Source organism: Amycolatopsis heterodermiae (assembly GCF_034929455.1).
GTDB lineage: Bacteria > Actinomycetota > Actinomycetes > Mycobacteriales > Pseudonocardiaceae > Amycolatopsis > Amycolatopsis heterodermiae.
In genome coordinates this window covers 435,843-451,832 of the sequence record NZ_JAYFSI010000004.1, presented here as the reverse complement: position 1 = coordinate 451,832, position 15,990 = coordinate 435,843, and the positions used below count along the sequence as shown (strand labels likewise).

Here is a 15,990-nt window from a genome sequence, read left to right as displayed (position 1 = left end):
GCCGCGGCCCGGTGGTTCCCTCAGCCGCCGGTTTGCGGCGTCTGCGTCGGGAACGAGCCGGCGTTCGGGTCGATCGGCACCGAGTCGAACTGCTTGAGCACGTCCTGGGTGTTCAGCGAAGCCCCGGTCGGCAGCAGCCCGATGATCGACTCGGGCGCGGGCTGCCGGTTGTTCAGGCCGATCGCGTCGGCGGTCGTGGCGTCCGGGACGCTGTAGCGGATGCCGCGGTCCGAGATCAGCTGGATCGCGCCCTTGCCGAAGCTGTCCTTGCCGGTGGCGGACTGCACCACCGCGCCGAAGCCGGGCTGCAGGTAGAAACCGTTGATGGGCACGCGGTTCGGGCCGGGCGTCGTGACGTTCGTCGGGGTGAACTTGTCGCCGGTCGCCTTCGCGCCCGGCAGCTGCGTGTCGATGTACACCGAGGTGTGCCCGTCCTGGCCGGTGCCCGAACCCACCAGCGACCACCCGAGGCACGCGACCGACGAGTTCTTCGTCGCGTCGAGGATCGTCGGGACCGCGCGCGGGAAGTCGTCGACCGGGATGTAGGCGGGGTCGCCGGGCAGCAGGACCTTGACGCCGGACAGCTTGTCGAGGCCGAGGATCTGGAGCCGGCTCGCGCTGCCGTGCTTCGCGACGCGCATGACGTCGGCGACCGCGTTCGACACCTGCTGGATGCCGGCCGTCGTGATGGCCCAGTACTTCGGCTGGTCACCGGTCGGCTGCGTGGAGAAGACGTCGCCGACGGCCAGCCCGTCGAAGTCGGCGGGCGGGGCGCCGTCCGGGATCAGCGGCGGGCTCAGCTTGGCGACCTCGGGGATCGCGTTCAGCAGGCCCTGCGTGATCTTCCGCGCCGGCTTCTGCAGCCCGAGCGCCGTGCGGACGGCGTCGTTCGCGTTGGATTCGTCGATCTCGGCGCGGACGGTGTTCGCGTTCGGCCGGTTCTGCGAGCTCGGCAGCCGGTAGATCAGGTACGTCTTGCCGTTGTCGGCGGCCGCCAGCAGCGCTTCGTTCTCGCGCAGTTCCGTGCCGAGACCGGTCGGCGCGACGCCGCCGAACACGTAGGTGTTGACCTTGCCGGTATCGGGGTTCGGCAGGGACGGGTCGAGCTGAACCTGGTCGCACACCGCCCAATTCGCGGAAATCCGCTGGGTGTCCCCCGGGATCAACTGCGGGCCGTCCGGAATTCCGGTCAGCTTTCCGCGCGGAATGTTCTTCAGCTGTTCATCCGAAACGACGGTGGGGTTCTTCACACTCGCCGGGGTGGCCGCCGCGGCGGGCGCGGCCGGGGCCCCCGCGGCGCCGGCGGCACCCGCGCTCGACTGCTTCTGCTGCGCGATCAGCAGAAGCCGCGCGGACGCGAGGTTGAAGGTGGGGACGAGCGTCTTCGGGTTCCCCATCACCACGTAGACCGTGCCGGACTGCTCGCCGATGACGATGTTGCCGGCCTCGGGCACCGACGGCGCCGGGCTGAGCAGGGCCAAGACGACGAACACGACCGCGACGAGGGCGCCGAGCACCACCCCGACGATCGTCGCCCTCGTGTGGGTGCGCATCGGGTCGTGCAACATCACGGCGTCGCGCCGGACCAGTGCCGACTGCATCCGGCGCAGGACGAACTTGTACGCCTGAACCTGAGACTTAGTCGTGGGTGTTGATGGCATTCTCGACCTACAGCTCTCCCCGTCGCGGTACGGTTCCGCAGGATAGCCGTACGGGGACCGTCTGGTGTGGGGTTTCTACCAACTCAAGCTAGGGTCGGACACCCCGGGACCCGGCTTCTGGGTACGCAGCAAGCACGAGGGGAAGAGAAAGCGCGGATGTCCGTCACCAACCCTCCACGTCCGCCAGGTCCGCCTGGGCCCCCGCCGCCCGGCCGTCAGCCGGGCCCGCCGCCTCGTCCGGGGAGACCCATGGGCCCGGGTGGTCCCGGAGGACCCGGTGGCGTACCGGGTGGTCCCGGTGGCGGACCCGGAGGCCCCGGCGGCATGCCTGGCGGACCCGGCGTCCCCACTATGCCTCCGCGCGGCCCCGGCGGTCCTGGTTCCACCGGACCCCGTCCCCTTCCTGGTGGCCCCGGGGGCCCGAACGGTCCCGGCGGCCCGGGCGGACCTGGCGGCCCCGGCGGCGGTGGCCCGAACGGCCCGGGCGGCCCCGGTGGCGGTGGACCTGGCGGCCCCGGTGGGCCCGGCGGTGGTGGCCCGGGCGGACCCGGTGGACCCGGAGGTCCGGGTGGTCCCGGTGGCGGTCCGCAGGGATCCGGTGACTCCGACGGTCCCGCTCCTTCCGCTCCCGCCCCGGCCCGGATGGCCCCGCCCGCGCGGCGCCGGTCCTCCGGGGTGAACCTCGGCCCGCTCCCCGTGGCGAACCTCGTCGTGCTCGAGGTCGGCCTCGCGATCGGGCTGGTCCTGCTCGCCATCGACATGTCGCTGAAGTACGTGGGGATCGGCATCCTCGCGTTCGCGTTGATCGTCGCGCTGCTGCGGTGGCGCGGCCGCTGGTTCACCCAGTGGTTCGGCCTGACGATGCGCTACACCTTCCGGTCCCACGACCGGGTCGCCGAGCCGCTGCCGCCGAGCTCCGTCGAGGCGATGGCGGCCGAGGAGACCGCGGTGACCGGCGCGGACGACGCGCGCGTGAACCTGCTCCGCATCGCCGTCCCGGACCTCGTCGTCGCGCACGGCGTCGACCACGAGCGCCAGCAGGTCGGCCTCGCCTGGCACGACGGCACGTGGACGGCGGTGCTGCTCGTCGAGCCGACCCCGGCGATGATCACCCAGGCCGGGGACGCGCCGAGCCTGCCGCTCTCGGCTCTGGCGCCGTGCCTCGAAGACCGCGGTGTGGTCCTCGACTCCATCCAGATGATCTGGCACAGCTACCCGGGCAGCGCGGCGCTGCCGTCGGATTCGCCGGCGCTGAGCTCCTACATGGAGGTGCTCGGCCCGCTGCCCGCGGCGGCGCGGCGGACGACGTGGGTCGCGATCCGGCTGGACCCGAAGCGGTGCCCGGCGGCGATCCGGGAGCGCGGCGGCGGCGTCGTCGGCGCCCACCGCGCGCTGATCGGCGCGCTTTCCCGCGTCCGCAACGCCCTTGAGTCCCAGGGGGTGCCGACCCGGCCCCTCGACCCGGACGAGCTGCTGCGGGCGAGCATTTCCGCCGCGGAGCTCACGTCGGTCGCGGGCTCTCCCACCCGGGTGACGTTGCAGGAGCGGTGGTCCGGCGTGACCGCGGCCGGCATCGGCCACGCGAGCTACGCGATCACCGGCTGGCCGAAGGGCAAGATCACCGGCAGCCTGAACGCGCTGACGAGCGTCCGCGCGCTGTCCGCCTCGGTCGCGATGTCGATCTCGCCGGCCTCGGACGACGGCAAGATCGGGCTGCGCGGCGTGGTCCGGCTGAGCGCGCGCAACCCGCGTGAGCTCGACGCCGCGGACCAGCGGCTGAAGAGCCTGTCCGAACGGCTGGGCGTCGACCTGACGCCGCTGCGCGGGCTGCAGGTCTCCGCGCTCGCCGCGACGTTGCCGATCGGAGGTACGGCATGACTTCCCGCGTCCGCGACGCCGGGCAGAACACCGGTGTGGCGCCGGAGTTCACCGTGGACCCCGCGATGCTCGACGCGATCAGCCCCTCGGGTGACCGCGGTGGCATCGTGCTCGGCTCGGGCCTCAAGGGCGAGCCACTGACCATCTCGGCCCTGCGCTCGACGCCGACCCGCATCGTGCTGGTGGGCGGGCTGTACCTGGCCCGCCAGGTCGCGATGCGCGCGATGGCGGTCGGCGCGTGGGTCGTGGTCGCGACCGGTCGCCCGACGGAGTGGCAGGTCCTGGCCCGCGCGGCCGGCAGCAGCGGTAACGACGGACGGCCGTCGCCGCTGGTGCAGATCCGCCGGCTCTCGCCGGTCGAGCTGCCGCGCCCGTCGGAGGACGCCCCGCTGCTGGTGGTCACCGACGGCGGCCCGACCCCGCAGGACCTGTTCCCGCCCCGCTCGCCGTGGCAGACGACGGTCTACGTCCTTCCGTACCTGCACCCGCAGGCGGGCGCGACGGCCAACGCGGCGGACCTGGTGCTGATGCAGCGCCTCCCGGCCGGCCAGGCCGAGCTGGCGGCCCGCATCTGGCGCCTGCCGCCCCAGATGATGCGCCAGCTGACGACGTTGAAGGACGACCAGGTGGTGGCCCTGGGCCGCAACCTGTGGCGACCGCTGAGGCTGGTGACGACGGGCAAGGAGCAACAGCTCCTGGGCCCCGTCCGCCGCGGCGACTGAGGTTTTCCACGAAATGCGGGTGGCTCCCCGGAGCCACCCGCATTTTTTGTGTGTCAGAGCGAGGTGCGGACGTTCCTCGTCTGCTCCGCCCGGGCGGCCAGCTCCTCGTCCGGCGGGTAGTCCACCGCCGTCAGGGTCAGGCCGTGCGCGGGGGCGACCGCGCTGTCGCGGACGCCGCTCGCCAGGACCTGCTCCGGCCAGCCCGGTGCCCGGCGGCCGTCGCCGACCAGGAGGAGGGCGCCGACCAGGCTGCGGACCATCGAGTGGCAGAACGCGTCCGCCGAGACCTCGACCTCCAGCAGGTGCTCGTCGAGCCGGCGCCAGACCAGGCGCTGCAGCTCGCGGATCGTCGTGCCCGTGTCGCGCTGCTTGCAGTACGCCGCGAAGTCCTGCAGCCCCAGCAACGCCGCCGCGGCGTCGTTCATCGCGTCCGTCGACAGTGGACGGTTCCAGGCCAGGGTGTCGTTGCGGCGCAACGGGTCCACGCCCCACGGGGCGTCCGAGACGCGGTAGCGGTAGTGCCGGCGGATCGCCGAGAACCGGGCGTCGAAGCCCGGCGCGGCCACGCGGGCCCCCAGGACGCGCACATCGCCCGGCAGGAGGCGGTTCCAGCGGCCCGCCATGCGGGTCAGGTCCGGGATCCCCTCCGGTGACACCGGGACCCGGCCGGCCACGCCAGGATCGAGCGGCACGACGTCGACGTGGACCACCTGGCCGCTCGCGTGCACCCCGGCGTCCGTACGGCCGGCGACGACGACCGGCTTCGGCACCGAGGCACCCGGCGGCTGGCGCCGCAGGGCCTCCTCCAGCACCCCCTGCACCGTGCGGCGGCCCGGCTGCCGGGCCCAGCCCGAGAAGTCCGTGCCGTCGTAGGAGACGTCCAGGCGCAGACGAACGAGCCCGCCGTCCCCAGCGGGGATGGCGGGCTCGTCCGGGACGGATTCCGTCGTCAGGACTCGTCGTCCTGCTGCGACGGCGGCAGCGAGAAGCCCGCGGCTTCCGCGGCCTCGGCGGTGGCGAACCACACCTCGGCCTTGGTCTGCTCGTAGTACGGGCTTTCCTCGGTGTGGTAGTACTTCGACTCGTCGTTGCCCTTGATCGGGAAGCCCTCGGGCTGCGTCCCGTCCTCGAGCGGAGCGTGGCTGCCCTCACCGTAGGGAGCCTCCGAAGCGGCTTCCTCGGCGGCCGGGGCGGCCTCGACGGCGGCCGGCTTCTCGTCCTTGGCGAACTTGGTCTTGCGCGCGCGCTCGGCCTCGCTCGTCACGGTCTTCTCGTTCACCAGCTCGATGACGGCCATCTTGGCGTTGTCGCCCTTGCGGGCCATCGTCTTGGTGATGCGGGTGTAGCCACCGGGACGCTCCGCGAAGTGCGGACCGATCTCGGCGAACAGCTTGTGGACGACGTCCTTGTCACGGACGACGCGCTGAACCTGACGGCGGTTGTGCAGGTCGCCCCGCTTCGCCTTCGAGATCAGCTTCTCGGCCAGCGGGCGGACCCGCTTCGCCTTCGCCTCGGTGGTGGTGATCTTGCCGTGCTCGAACAGCTGCGTGGCCAAGTTGGCCAGGATCAGCCGCTCGTGCGCGGCTGATCCGCCGAGCCGGGCTCCCTTGGTAGGGGTGGGCATTGGTTCTCCTACTAGTTCAGCTCGCAGCGTCCAGGCACAGAGCCCTAGAGCTGCTCGGTCTCTGCGTAGTCCTGGCCATCGTCGTGGCCGTCCGAAATCCCGTCGGCGATGCCACCGACACCCTCCGACCAGCCTTCACCGTCGTAGCTGGCGGCAGCCGCGGTCGGGTCGAACCCGGGCGGGCTGTCCTTCAGCGCGAGGCCGAGGCCGACGAGCTTCAGCTTGACCTCGTCGATCGACTTGGCGCCGAAGTTGCGGATGTCGAGCAGGTCCGCCTCGGAGCGCGAGACCAGCTCGCCCACCGTGTGGATGCCTTCGCGCTTGAGGCAGTTGTACGACCGGACGGTGAGGTCCAGGTCCTCGATCGGCATCGCGTAGGCGGCGATGGTGTCCGCTTCCTGCGGCGACGGGCCGATCTCGATGCCTTCGGCGTCGACGTTCAGCTCGCGGGCGAGGCCGAACAGCTCCACCAGCGTCTTGCCGGCCGACGCGACCGCGTCGCGCGGCGTGATCGACGGCTTGGTCTCGACGTCCAGGATCAGCTTGTCGAAGTCGGTGCGCTGCTCGACACGGGTGGCCTCGACCTTGTAGGTCACCTTCAGCACCGGCGAGTAGATCGAGTCGACCGGAATCCGGCCGATCTCCGCGCCCGCCTGCTTGTTCTGCAGGGCCGGAACGTAACCGCGGCCGCGCTCGACGACGAGCTCGATCTCGAGCTTGCCCTTGCCGTTCAGCGACGCGATGTGCAGATCCGGGTTGTGCACGGTGACACCCGCCGGCGGCACGATGTCGGCCGCCGTGACCTCACCGGGGCCCTGCTTGCGCAGGTACATGGTGACCGGCTCGTCCTCTTCCGAGGACACCACGAGCTCCTTGAGGTTCAGGATGATGTCGGTGACGTCTTCCTTCACCCCGGGAACGGTGGTGAACTCGTGCAGCACGCCGTCGATGCGGATGCTCGTCACGGCCGCGCCCGGGATGGACGACAGCAGCGTGCGCCGCAGCGAGTTGCCGAGCGTGTAGCCGAAGCCGGGCTCCAGCGGTTCGATGGTGAACCGGGAGCGGGTCTCGTTGACCGTCTCTTCGCCGAGAGCCGGCCGCTGGGAAATCAGCATTCTTCCTAATTCCTTTCCAGACGACGCCCGCCATATGACGTCGAAGGGATGGCGCGGCGGCGGCGCCCGGAAGGCGCCGCCGCCGTAACTCGATTACTTCGAGTAGAGCTCGACGATCAGCTGTTCCTGAACCGGAACGTCGATCTGCGCACGCTCCGGCAGCTGGTGGACCAGCACGCGGAGGTTGGACTGGACGACCTGCAGCCACGCCGGGATCGGGCGGTCGCCGAAGGACTCCTTGGCCACGACGAAGGGCAGCATCGCGAACGACTTCGGCCGCACGTCGATGATGTCCCACTTCGAGACCTGGAAGGACGGGACGTTGACCTTCGTGCCGTTGACCAGGAAGTGGCCGTGGCTCACCAGCTGACGCGCCTGACGGCGGGTGCGGGCGATGCCGGCGCGGTAGATCACGTTGTCCAGGCGGGACTCGAGGATCTGCAGCAGGTTCTCACCGGTCTTACCGGGACGCCGGACGGCTTCCTTGTAGTACCGGACGAACTGGCGCTCGAGAACGCCATAGGTGTAGCGAGCCTTCTGCTTCTCCTGCGACTGCAGGAGGTACTCGGACTCCTTGATGCGCCCGCGGCCGTGCTGGCCCGGCGGGTAGGGGCGACGCTCGAAAGCCTGGTCGCCGCCGATGAGGTCAACCTTGAGGCGACGCGAAATACGCGTCGCGGGGCCGGTGTAACGAGCCATTTCTTCTTACTCCTCCCCGTTCCTCAGACCCGGCGCCGCTTGGGCGGGCGGCAGCCGTTGTGAGGCTGCGGGGTCACGTCCTGGATGGTGCCGACCTCGAGGCCGGCCGCCTGCAGCGAGCGGATCGCCGTCTCGCGGCCCGAACCCGGGCCCTTCACGAAGACGTCGACCTTCTTCATGCCGTGCTCGGCGGCCTTGCGGGCAGCGTTCTCGGCGGCCATCTGCGCGGCGAACGGGGTGGACTTGCGCGAGCCCTTGAAGCCCACGTGACCACTCGACGCCCACGCGATCACGGCACCGGTCGGGTCCGTGATCGAGACGATGGTGTTGTTGAAGGTGCTCTTGATGTGCGCGTGGCCGTGCGCGACATTCTTCTTTTCCTTGCGGCGGACCTTCTTGGCCCCCGCCGCGGTACGAGACTTCGGTGGCATGTTCTGAGGGTTCTCCTGTTAGCGCGCGTTCTCTTGGTGAGCGGCGACCGCTTCGGCCTGTCCGCGCCGGATGATCGACCCGGCGTCGGTGTACAGGTTGCGGAGCGCCATCGGGCGGGCGTAGAGCGCCTTGGGCGAAACGCAAGCCGTGCCACGGCGCTGGGCGCCGCCCATCTGCACGACCTTCTTGCCCTGGACGCTCACTTCTTGCCAGCCTTCTTCTTGCCGGCGACCGTCTTCTTCGGACCCTTGCGGGTACGGGCGTTGGTCTTCGTGCGCTGACCGCGGACGGGCAGTCCGCGACGCCAGCGAAGGCCCTCGTAGCACCCGATCTCGATCTTCCGACGGATGTCGGCGTTCACCTCGCGGCGAAGGTCACCCTCGACCTTGAAGTTCTCTTCGATGTACGTACGCAGCTTCGCGAGGTCGTCATCGCTGAGGTCCTTGACGCGGGTGTCCGCGTTGAGCTCGGCAGCCTTGATCAGCTGCTTCGAGCGGGTACGGCCGATGCCGTAGATGTAGGTAAGCGCGATCTCCAACCGCTTTTCGCGGGGGAGGTCTACGCCAGCGAGTCGTGCCATTGGCGTTGATGCTCCTTCATAGATTTCATCTTCAGGTCTGCTCCCCGTCCGGTTCCGGGACCGACTCGCCTGTCGTGCCCTCGGCTTGCGCTTCGGGTGTCCCGGCCCCGGCCTGAAGCCCGGGGGTGAACCAGGTCACTCGCGTGACCCGGCAGGTGCGGGGAGGGTGTGTAGCCGTCAATCCACTCTGGTCGAGTGCGAGTGATCAGCCCTGCCGCTGCTTGTGCCGCAGGTTCTCGCAGATCACCATGATCCGGCCGTGACGGCGGATCACCTTGCACTTGTCGCAGATCTTCTTGACGCTCGGCTGGACCTTCACGTCTTCTGCTCTCCTGCTTCTGAGCTGCTCTTCGTGATCACTTGTAGCGGTAGACGATGCGACCACGAGAGAGGTCGTAGGGCGAGAGCTCCACGACAACCCTGTCCTCCGGCAGGATGCGGATGTAGTGCTGCCGCATCTTGCCGCTGATGTGTGCCAGGACCTTGTGACCGTTCTCCAACTCGACGCGGAACATCGCGTTGGGGAGCGGCTCGACTACGCGGCCTTCGACCTCGATGGCCCCGTCTTTCTTCGCCATGTCCTCCGCATTTCCTTGTCAGCATTGCCTGTCGCCACACCTGATCAACTCGAGCACTAGTGCTGGGTTGGGTGGTGCGTGGCACACTGGTGCCCGAGTCCCATGATCGTGAATTCACGAGCGCGCAGGATCCGGGCGCGATAAGTGCGCCGACTTGACAGTGTACGCAACCCGTGTCGCGACCCCCAAACCGGGGGTAACCATGCTAGGCGAACGTGCAGGTGGGCGTGATCGCGATCACCACGAGTGGGTGAATGCGCAGGTCAGGCGTCTTCCGGAGCCGTGAGCACCCAGGGGCCGTCTTCGGTGATCGCCACCGTGTGCTCCCAGTGGGCCGCGCGGGAGCCGTCGGCCGTGACGACCGTCCAGCCGTCGTCCAGCTCGCGGGTCTCGCCACCGCCGCCGGTCAGCATCGGCTCGATCGCCAGCGCCATGCCGGCCTTCAGCCGCGGGCCCTTGCCGGGCTTGCCGACGTTCGGCAGGAACGGGTCCATGTGCATCTGGCGGCCGATGCCGTGGCCGCCGTACTCGACGATCATCCCGTAGTCGACGCCGTCGTCCTTCGCCGCGCGTTCGGCGGCCGACTGGACGGCGTAGGAGATGTCGGTGAGCCGGCCGCCGGCGCTGACCGCCTCGATCCCGGCCCACATCGCCGCTTCGGTCGCCGCGGACAGCGCCAGGTCGGCGTCGGCGACCTTCCCGATGGCCAGCGTGACGGCGGAGTCGCCGTGCCAGCCGTCGAGGATCGCACCGCAGTCGACCGAGATCAGGTCACCGTCGGCGAGGACCTGGGTCTTCGCCGGGATGCCGTGGACGATCTGCTCGTTCACCGACGCGCAGATGGACGCCGGGAAGCCGTGGTAGCCCTTGAAGGACGGCACCGCGCCGGCGTCACGGATGGTCTGCTCGGCCAGCTCGTCGAGCTCGGCGGTGCTGACCCCCGGGACCGCGGCTGCGCGCACCGCCGCCAGCGTACGGGCGACGACGAGCCCCGCGGCCCGCATCGCCTGCAGCTCGTCCGCGGTCTTGACCTCGATCATGCGCCCACGCCGGAGCACTTGCAGAACACGCAATCCTCCGAGATTCACGTGCGGTCGCGCAGCGCTTTCAGCACGCGGTCGGAGATCTCCTCGACGCTGCCGACGCCGTCGACGGTCACGAGGATGTCGGCGTAGTACTCGAGCAGCGGCGCGGTGTCCGACACGTAGATCTGCTGACGGCGGCGGATGACGTCCTCGGTGTCGTCCGCGCGGCCCCGCGACATGAGACGGCCGACGACGACGTCCTCCGGCACCTGCAGCTGGATGACCGCGGTGAGCGACGCGTCCGCGTCACCCAGGATCTCGCCGAGGACCTCGGCCTGCTTGGTGTTGCGCGGAAAGCCGTCGAGCAGGAAGCCGATCTTCGCGTCCGGCTCCGCGAGCCGCTCGCGGACCATCTCGTTCGTCACGGAGTCGGGCACGAGCTCGCCCGAGTCCAGGTAGCGCTTGGCTTCCTGGCCGAGCGGGGTCTCCTGGCCGACGTGCGCGCGGAACAGGTCGCCGGTCGAGATGTGCGGAATCCGCAACTGCTCGGACAGCGCCACCGCCTGCGTACCTTTGCCCGCGCCGGGCGGACCCACGAGAACCAGCCGCGTCACTTCAAGAACCCTTCGTAGTTGCGCTGCATCAGCTGGCTTTCGATCTGCTTCACGGTGTCGAGACCGACACCGACCATGATCAGCACAGCCGTGCCACCGAACGGGAAGTTCTGGTTGTTCCCGCTACCGGTCAACGACAGGAAGAAGTTCGGGAGGATCGCGATGATGCCCAGGTACAGCGAGCCCGGCAGGGTGATCCGGCCGAGCACGTAGCTCAGGTACTCCGCGGTGGGACGGCCCGGGCGGATGCCCGGGATGAACCCGCCGAACTTCTTCATCTCATCCGCACGCTCGTCCACGTTGAACGTGATCGTGATGTAAAAGTACGTGAAGAAGATGATCAGGGCGAAGTACAGCGCGATGTGCACCCAGCTGGACTGGTTCACGATGTAGTTCTTGATGAACACCTGCCAGCCGGAGTTGCTGTTCTGGTCGCCGACGAGGCGGCTGATCAGGTCCGGCAGGTACAGCAGGGAAGACGCGAAGATGACCGGGATGACGCCGGCCTGGTTCACCTTGATCGGCAGGTAGGTCGACGTGCCGCCGTACATCCGGCGGCCGATCATGCGCTTGGCGTACTGCACCGGGATCCGGCGCTGCCCCTGCTCGACGAAGATGACGCTGGCGATGATCACCAGGCCGAAGACGCAGATCATCGTCAGCGCGATGCCACCACCGTTGCTGAGGATGTTGCCGCCCTCGACCGGGATGCGCGCCGCGATGTTCAGGAAGATCAGGACGGACATGCCGTTGCCGACACCGCGTTCGGTGATCAGCTCACCCAGCCACATCATGACGGCGGTACCCGCGGTCATGGTGATGACGATGATCGCCAGCGAGTAGACGCTGTTGTCCGGGATGATCGGCGAGTCGCAGTCCGGGAAGAGCTGCTTGCGGTCCGCGAGCGCGACCACACCGGTGGCCTGCAGGATCGCCAGCGCGACCGTCAGGTACCGGGTGTACTGGGTCAGCTTGCCCTGGCCGGACTGCCCTTCCTTCTTCAGCTCCTCGAAACGAGGGATGACGACGGTCAGCAGCTGGATGATGATGCTCGCCGTGATGTACGGCATGATGCCGGTCGAGAAGAGCGACAGCTGCAGCAGCGCACCACCGCTGAACAGGTTCAGCAGCTGGTAGACGCCCTCCTGCTGCGCCTGGGAGCTGCACGCCTGGACGGCTCCGTACGAGATCCCGGGGGCCGGAATGGTCGCACCGATTCGGTAGACCGCGACGATGGCTAGCGTGAACAGGATCTTCTTGCGTAGATCCGGCGTCGCGAGAGCCGAGCGGAAGGCGCTGAGCACGCGGGGGACCTCCTCGGCGTCGTCGGCTGTCCTAACCGACGATCGGCTTGGCCGGCACGGGTGGCCGGCGGGAACACAGCACTACTGGCACGCAAGCCAGGAACGCTTCGGGGCACACTCGTCCCGAAGCGTGTCGCCGACTCTAACAGCTTCACAGGGCGTGTCCGCAGTCCGTGTGCGTTTTCCGTACCAAGGTTGCTCCGGCGGGTTGATCCACTTCCCGGACTTGGCTGTATTCCTTGACACACGGGCGCGTGATCATGATGGATCCGGGCCCCGCGGGGTCAGGCGTTCGACGTCGCGAGGACACCCGCGAGGCCGACCAGGACCACCCCGGTGCCGCGGTCCACGTTGCGCCGCGCCCGCCGCGAAAGCTTGATCGACTTCACGGCCGCGCCGACGCCGACGTAGGCCGACCCGGCCAGGAACTCGGCCAGCAGGTAGACCGCGCCGAGCAGCGCGATCTGCGCCGGAAAGGCCCCGTGAGCTGGGTCGATGAACTGCGGGACGAACGCCGTGAAGATGAGGACGGCCTTCGGGTTCGTTATCGCGACGCCGAACTCCTTGCGCGCGACCCGCCAGGCGGACAGCGGCACGGCGGGCGTTTCGACGGCCTCGGCGTCGTCACCGCGGCGGATCGTGGACCACAGGACGCGCAGTCCGAGGTAGAGCAGGTAGGCCGCGCCGGCCCACTTGATGATCGTCAGCGCCGTCTCCGATGCGGCGAGCAGCTGCCCCAGCCCGGCCGCCACGGCCGTGATCATCAGCGTGAACGCGACCAGCCGGCCCACCAGTCCGGCGAGGCCGCGGCGAACACCGTGCGTCATGCCGTGGTGCAGGCCGAGCAGGTTGTTCGCCCCTGGCGTAAGGGCGATGAGGACCGACGCGCCGAAGAAGACCAGCACCCAGGACACGGGACCACCTCCAACTCCACGGTAACCGCGGCCGCGAGCGGTTATCCGCGTTCGGTGGTCACGACGCCGCCGGCGTCCGCGTGGGCCGGGCGGGCGTCCGGGGACACCAGGTGACCCAGCACCGTGGCGGCCGCGGCGGCGGCCACCGCCAGGAAGAGCAGCCACATGCCGCCCTGCAGGCTCATCTCGAGCCGGAGGTTGCCGCGGTCGACGGGCGCCGGGATGCCCGCCATCACGCTCGCGAGGACCGCGCCCGCCAGGAAGGCCGTGGCGCCGAACGTCACGCCCCTGGCGGCCGCGCTCGCCCGTCCGGTCACGACCTGGCGGATCACGAGCACGAGGGCGGCCAGCAGGAGCGCGGCGGCCACGAGCAGCGCGACGCCGAGCGGTTCGGACGCCTGGCTCTTCTCACCCGGGAAGACGGTCGACCAGCCGTTCTGGGTGTAGAGCAGCACCCCGCGGCCGGCGAGCGTCTCGTCGATGCGGAAGAGCGGCAGGAACCCGGATGCGAGCGTGGCCACGGCGGCCAGCGTGACCAGGAGGACGGGCAGGAAGTCGCGAACGCGCCGCGCCGGCCGGAGTTCGGCGGCGGGCGGGGGCGGGTCCTGCGACGATTCGTCCACCTTTGGGATCCTCCAGGCGGATTCCGGCCGTGGCAAGGATTCCGGATCAGCGTCCGGGTGGTTCCGGAGGTTCCTGTGGTTCGGGTGGCAGGACCGTGATGGCGACCCCGTCGGCGTCTTCGACCGTCGGCAACGCGAACCCGGCGGGCGGGGTCGGCGTGTCCGCGTAGGCCAGGGCGGGATCGGCCCAGTCGTCCGGCGCCCGGGCCGGCAGGTACCCGAGCACCACCGCCACGACGGCCACCACGACCCCGGCGATCACGGACCACAGCCCCAGGCCGAGGCTGACGTCGAGGGTCTGGTCGCCGAGGCCGGACGACCAGCCGTAGCCGCTCATCCCGATGGTGAGGGTGGTTCCGGCGGCGAAGCTCGCCCCGACCACGGCGAGCCGGTGCCCGAGCCGCCCCCACCGGGAGAAGCCGAAGACCGCCCCGGCCCCCAGCACCACAACGGCGATCACGAGCGGAATCCCGACGGGCGCGGCGGGCTGCTCGACGGTCTCGTTCCCCTGCGCGGAGACCTGGCTGCTCCAGGCGGTCTCCGTGAAGATCAGCTTGGGGGTGAAGAAGGTCTGCTGCGGGCTGAGGTGCTGCTCGATCCGGAACAGCGGCAGGAAGCACGCCCCGAGCACGAGGAGAGCCGCGAAGGCCACCAGGACGGGCACGAGCACCCGCGGCGGCCCGGCAGCGGGTTCCTGAGGAGCGGCGATCGGCTGGGGTTCCGCCGGCGCGGGTCGCGGAGGCAAGCCAGGCAGGATCGCGACCGGAACGGGCTCGGTGGGCGGGGTTCGGTCACCAACCGGCGGCGCGTGCCGAGGCGCCGCGCCCGGAAACGCCGGCGGAGCGGCACTCGGTCCGGCCACATCGGGCTCTGCCTGCGCGAAGGACTCACCCGCGGGCCGCTGTGGTTCGGCTTGGAACGCCAGCAGTCCGTCCTCCGGACGCGCCACGTCGGGCTCCACCGGGGCGAAAAGCTCCTCGGCTGTGGGCTGCGGCACCTCCACCGGGAACGACGGTTGGCCCTCCGGCCGCACCTCGTCGGATTCCACCGGCGAGAAGGGCGCGCCTGCCGCCGGACGCGGCGCCTCCACCGGGAAGGCCAGCAGAGCATCCCTCGGTTGCGCGACGCCGGGTTCCACCTGGGCGGGAGACTCCCCCGAGGGCCGCGACGCCTCGGCCGGGAACGCCAGCGGAGCGGCGCCGGGCTGCACACCAGGCTCCAGCTGCCCGGAGGACTCGCCCACCGGAAACGCCAGCGGAGCGTCCCCGCGCCGAACCGAGTCGGGTTCCGCCTCGGCGGTGGACTCCCCCGCCGGCCGCGGCGACTCCTCCGGGGACGTCAGCGGGGCTGCGCTTGGTCGCACCGTGTCGGAGTCTCCGGCGGTCGGCGGTGACTCCCCGGTGGCCGGGCGGTGGGGCTCGGCCGGGGGGTTCGGCTCCTTCGACGGTTCGTCCACCCTGTGATCTTCCGCGCGGATTCCGGTATCGGCAAGAAACTCCGGTTCAGCGGGCCGGGTGGTCCGGTGGCAGGACCGTGATCGCGACCTCACCCGAGCCCGCGCCCGGCACGGCGAACCCGGACGGCGGGGTTTCCGTGTCGGCGTAGGCCACCGACGGGTCGGCCCAGTCCTCGTCTGCTGGGGCGGCCGCTCGGTGGGCGACGACCGCGGCTGCCGCGGCTACCAGCGTGCCGCCGATGAGGAGCCACATGCCCAGCTCGGTGGTGAGGTCGACGCGGTCGAACTGCTCGCTCGTGCCCTGGCCCAGGCCGAACATCTCGATGGTCAGGACCACCCCGGCGGCGAACACCGTGCCCAGTTGCCCCAGCCATGCGCCCGGGCGCCGGCGGGCCACCAAAAACCCGGCCGCGGTGACCAGTAGCACCATCGTGACGATGATCGGGACGCCGAAAGGGGCGCCAGGGCGGTCCAAGGACGCGTCGGTGGTCACCTGGAACCGGGTGCTCCACGCCGACGTCGTGATGACCGCCAGGGCGCCGGCCCGTACCTGCGAGAGGGTGTGGACGGCTCGGAAGAGCGGCAGGACCAGGCCGCCGGCCATCAGTACGGCAGCCAGCGCGTAGAGCCCTGGGGCGAGGAAGAACCGAGCGGGCTGAGGGGTGTCCACACCGGGATCTTCCAGGCGAAACACGCGGCGGGCAAGGACGAGGCCCGGAAACGCCGAAGGCCCGCCTGGCGAACCAGGCGGGCCTTCGAACGTGG

General features: G+C 70.1%; 19 protein-coding genes. 2 read left to right on the top strand and 17 right to left on the bottom strand.

Going from position 1 to position 15,990, the window contains the following annotated elements; all coding sequences use genetic code 11:
• Positions 1–20: 20 nt before the first annotated feature.
• Complete coding sequence (gene eccB, locus VA596_RS21230) at positions 21–1,661, bottom strand: type VII secretion protein EccB (protein ID WP_323329538.1); 1,641 nt, start codon at positions 1,659–1,661, stop codon at positions 21–23.
• 642 nt (positions 1,662–2,303) lie between these two features.
• On the opposite strand from eccB, the gene eccE reads away from it, so the two are divergent.
• Together eccE and VA596_RS21220 are read left to right on the top strand one after the other, a co-directional pair.
• Positions 2,304–3,539, top strand: a complete 1,236-nt coding sequence (gene eccE, locus VA596_RS21225; RefSeq protein WP_323329537.1) for a type VII secretion protein EccE — start codon at positions 2,304–2,306, stop codon at positions 3,537–3,539.
• The gene (locus VA596_RS21220; protein ID WP_323329536.1) at positions 3,536–4,261 is read left to right on the top strand and encodes a hypothetical protein; all 726 of its coding nucleotides are present in this window, start codon (positions 3,536–3,538) and stop codon (positions 4,259–4,261) included. The genes eccE and VA596_RS21220 overlap by 4 nt, the downstream gene beginning before the upstream one ends.
• 53 nt (positions 4,262–4,314) lie before the next feature.
• Here VA596_RS21220 and truA read toward each other — a convergent pair whose 3' ends face one another.
• The 16 genes from truA to VA596_RS21140 all read right to left on the bottom strand — a co-directional run bounded on the left by truA (position 4,315) and on the right by VA596_RS21140 (position 15,895).
• Positions 4,315–5,145 (bottom strand): tRNA pseudouridine(38-40) synthase TruA, encoded by an 831-nt coding sequence (gene truA, locus VA596_RS21215; protein ID WP_323329740.1) that lies wholly within the window; start codon positions 5,143–5,145, stop codon positions 4,315–4,317.
• Positions 5,146–5,210: 65 nt separating this feature from the next.
• Complete coding sequence (rplQ, locus tag VA596_RS21210) at positions 5,211–5,885, bottom strand: 50S ribosomal protein L17, sunset domain variant (RefSeq protein ID WP_458364012.1); 675 nt, start codon at positions 5,883–5,885, stop codon at positions 5,211–5,213.
• A 44-nt stretch (positions 5,886–5,929) separates the two neighbouring features.
• On the bottom strand, positions 5,930–7,000 hold the full coding sequence (locus VA596_RS21205) for a DNA-directed RNA polymerase subunit alpha (RefSeq protein WP_004558887.1): 1,071 nt from the start codon (positions 6,998–7,000) through the stop codon (positions 5,930–5,932).
• Positions 7,001–7,093: 93 nt separating this feature from the next.
• Positions 7,094–7,699 carry a 30S ribosomal protein S4 gene (rpsD, locus tag VA596_RS21200; RefSeq protein ID WP_323329535.1) on the bottom strand — a complete coding sequence of 202 codons (606 nt, stop codon included), beginning with the start codon at positions 7,697–7,699 and terminating at the stop codon, positions 7,094–7,096.
• 23 nt (positions 7,700–7,722) lie between these two features.
• Positions 7,723–8,130: a 30S ribosomal protein S11 gene (rpsK, locus tag VA596_RS21195; protein ID WP_004558885.1), complete on the bottom strand. Its 408-nt coding sequence runs from the start codon at positions 8,128–8,130 to the stop codon at positions 7,723–7,725.
• Between the two features lie 18 nt (positions 8,131–8,148).
• Positions 8,149–8,334, bottom strand: coding sequence for a hypothetical protein (locus VA596_RS21190; RefSeq protein ID WP_323329534.1), 186 nt, complete (start codon positions 8,332–8,334; stop codon positions 8,149–8,151).
• Positions 8,331–8,711: a 30S ribosomal protein S13 gene (gene rpsM, locus VA596_RS21185; protein WP_004558883.1), complete on the bottom strand. Its 381-nt coding sequence runs from the start codon at positions 8,709–8,711 to the stop codon at positions 8,331–8,333. The genes VA596_RS21190 and rpsM overlap by 4 nt, the downstream gene beginning before the upstream one ends.
• Before the next feature lie 205 nt (positions 8,712–8,916).
• On the bottom strand, positions 8,917–9,030 hold the full coding sequence (gene rpmJ / locus VA596_RS21180; RefSeq protein WP_004558882.1) for a 50S ribosomal protein L36: 114 nt from the start codon (positions 9,028–9,030) through the stop codon (positions 8,917–8,919).
• Between the two features lie 37 nt (positions 9,031–9,067).
• Positions 9,068–9,289 (bottom strand): translation initiation factor IF-1, encoded by a 222-nt coding sequence (gene infA / locus VA596_RS21175; protein WP_004558881.1) that lies wholly within the window; start codon positions 9,287–9,289, stop codon positions 9,068–9,070.
• Positions 9,290–9,552: 263 nt separating this feature from the next.
• Positions 9,553–10,329, bottom strand: a complete 777-nt coding sequence (map, locus tag VA596_RS21170) for a type I methionyl aminopeptidase (protein ID WP_323329533.1) — start codon at positions 10,327–10,329, stop codon at positions 9,553–9,555.
• A 44-nt stretch (positions 10,330–10,373) separates the two neighbouring features.
• Complete coding sequence (locus tag VA596_RS21165) at positions 10,374–10,928, bottom strand: adenylate kinase (protein ID WP_323329532.1); 555 nt, start codon at positions 10,926–10,928, stop codon at positions 10,374–10,376.
• Positions 10,925–12,232 (bottom strand): preprotein translocase subunit SecY, encoded by a 1,308-nt coding sequence (gene secY, locus VA596_RS21160; protein WP_323329531.1) that lies wholly within the window; start codon positions 12,230–12,232, stop codon positions 10,925–10,927. The genes VA596_RS21165 and secY overlap by 4 nt, the downstream gene beginning before the upstream one ends.
• A 284-nt stretch (positions 12,233–12,516) precedes the next feature.
• Positions 12,517–13,146, bottom strand: a complete 630-nt coding sequence (locus tag VA596_RS21155) for a LysE family translocator (protein WP_323329530.1) — start codon at positions 13,144–13,146, stop codon at positions 12,517–12,519.
• A 41-nt stretch (positions 13,147–13,187) separates the two neighbouring features.
• A complete protein-coding gene (locus VA596_RS21150) occupies positions 13,188–13,769 on the bottom strand; it encodes a hypothetical protein (RefSeq protein ID WP_323329529.1) in 582 nt (193 codons plus the stop codon).
• 46 nt (positions 13,770–13,815) lie between these two features.
• Positions 13,816–14,514: a hypothetical protein gene (locus VA596_RS21145; protein WP_323329528.1), complete on the bottom strand. Its 699-nt coding sequence runs from the start codon at positions 14,512–14,514 to the stop codon at positions 13,816–13,818.
• 757 nt (positions 14,515–15,271) lie between these two features.
• Positions 15,272–15,895: a hypothetical protein gene (locus VA596_RS21140; protein ID WP_323329527.1), complete on the bottom strand. Its 624-nt coding sequence runs from the start codon at positions 15,893–15,895 to the stop codon at positions 15,272–15,274.
• Positions 15,896–15,990 lie beyond the last annotated feature (95 nt).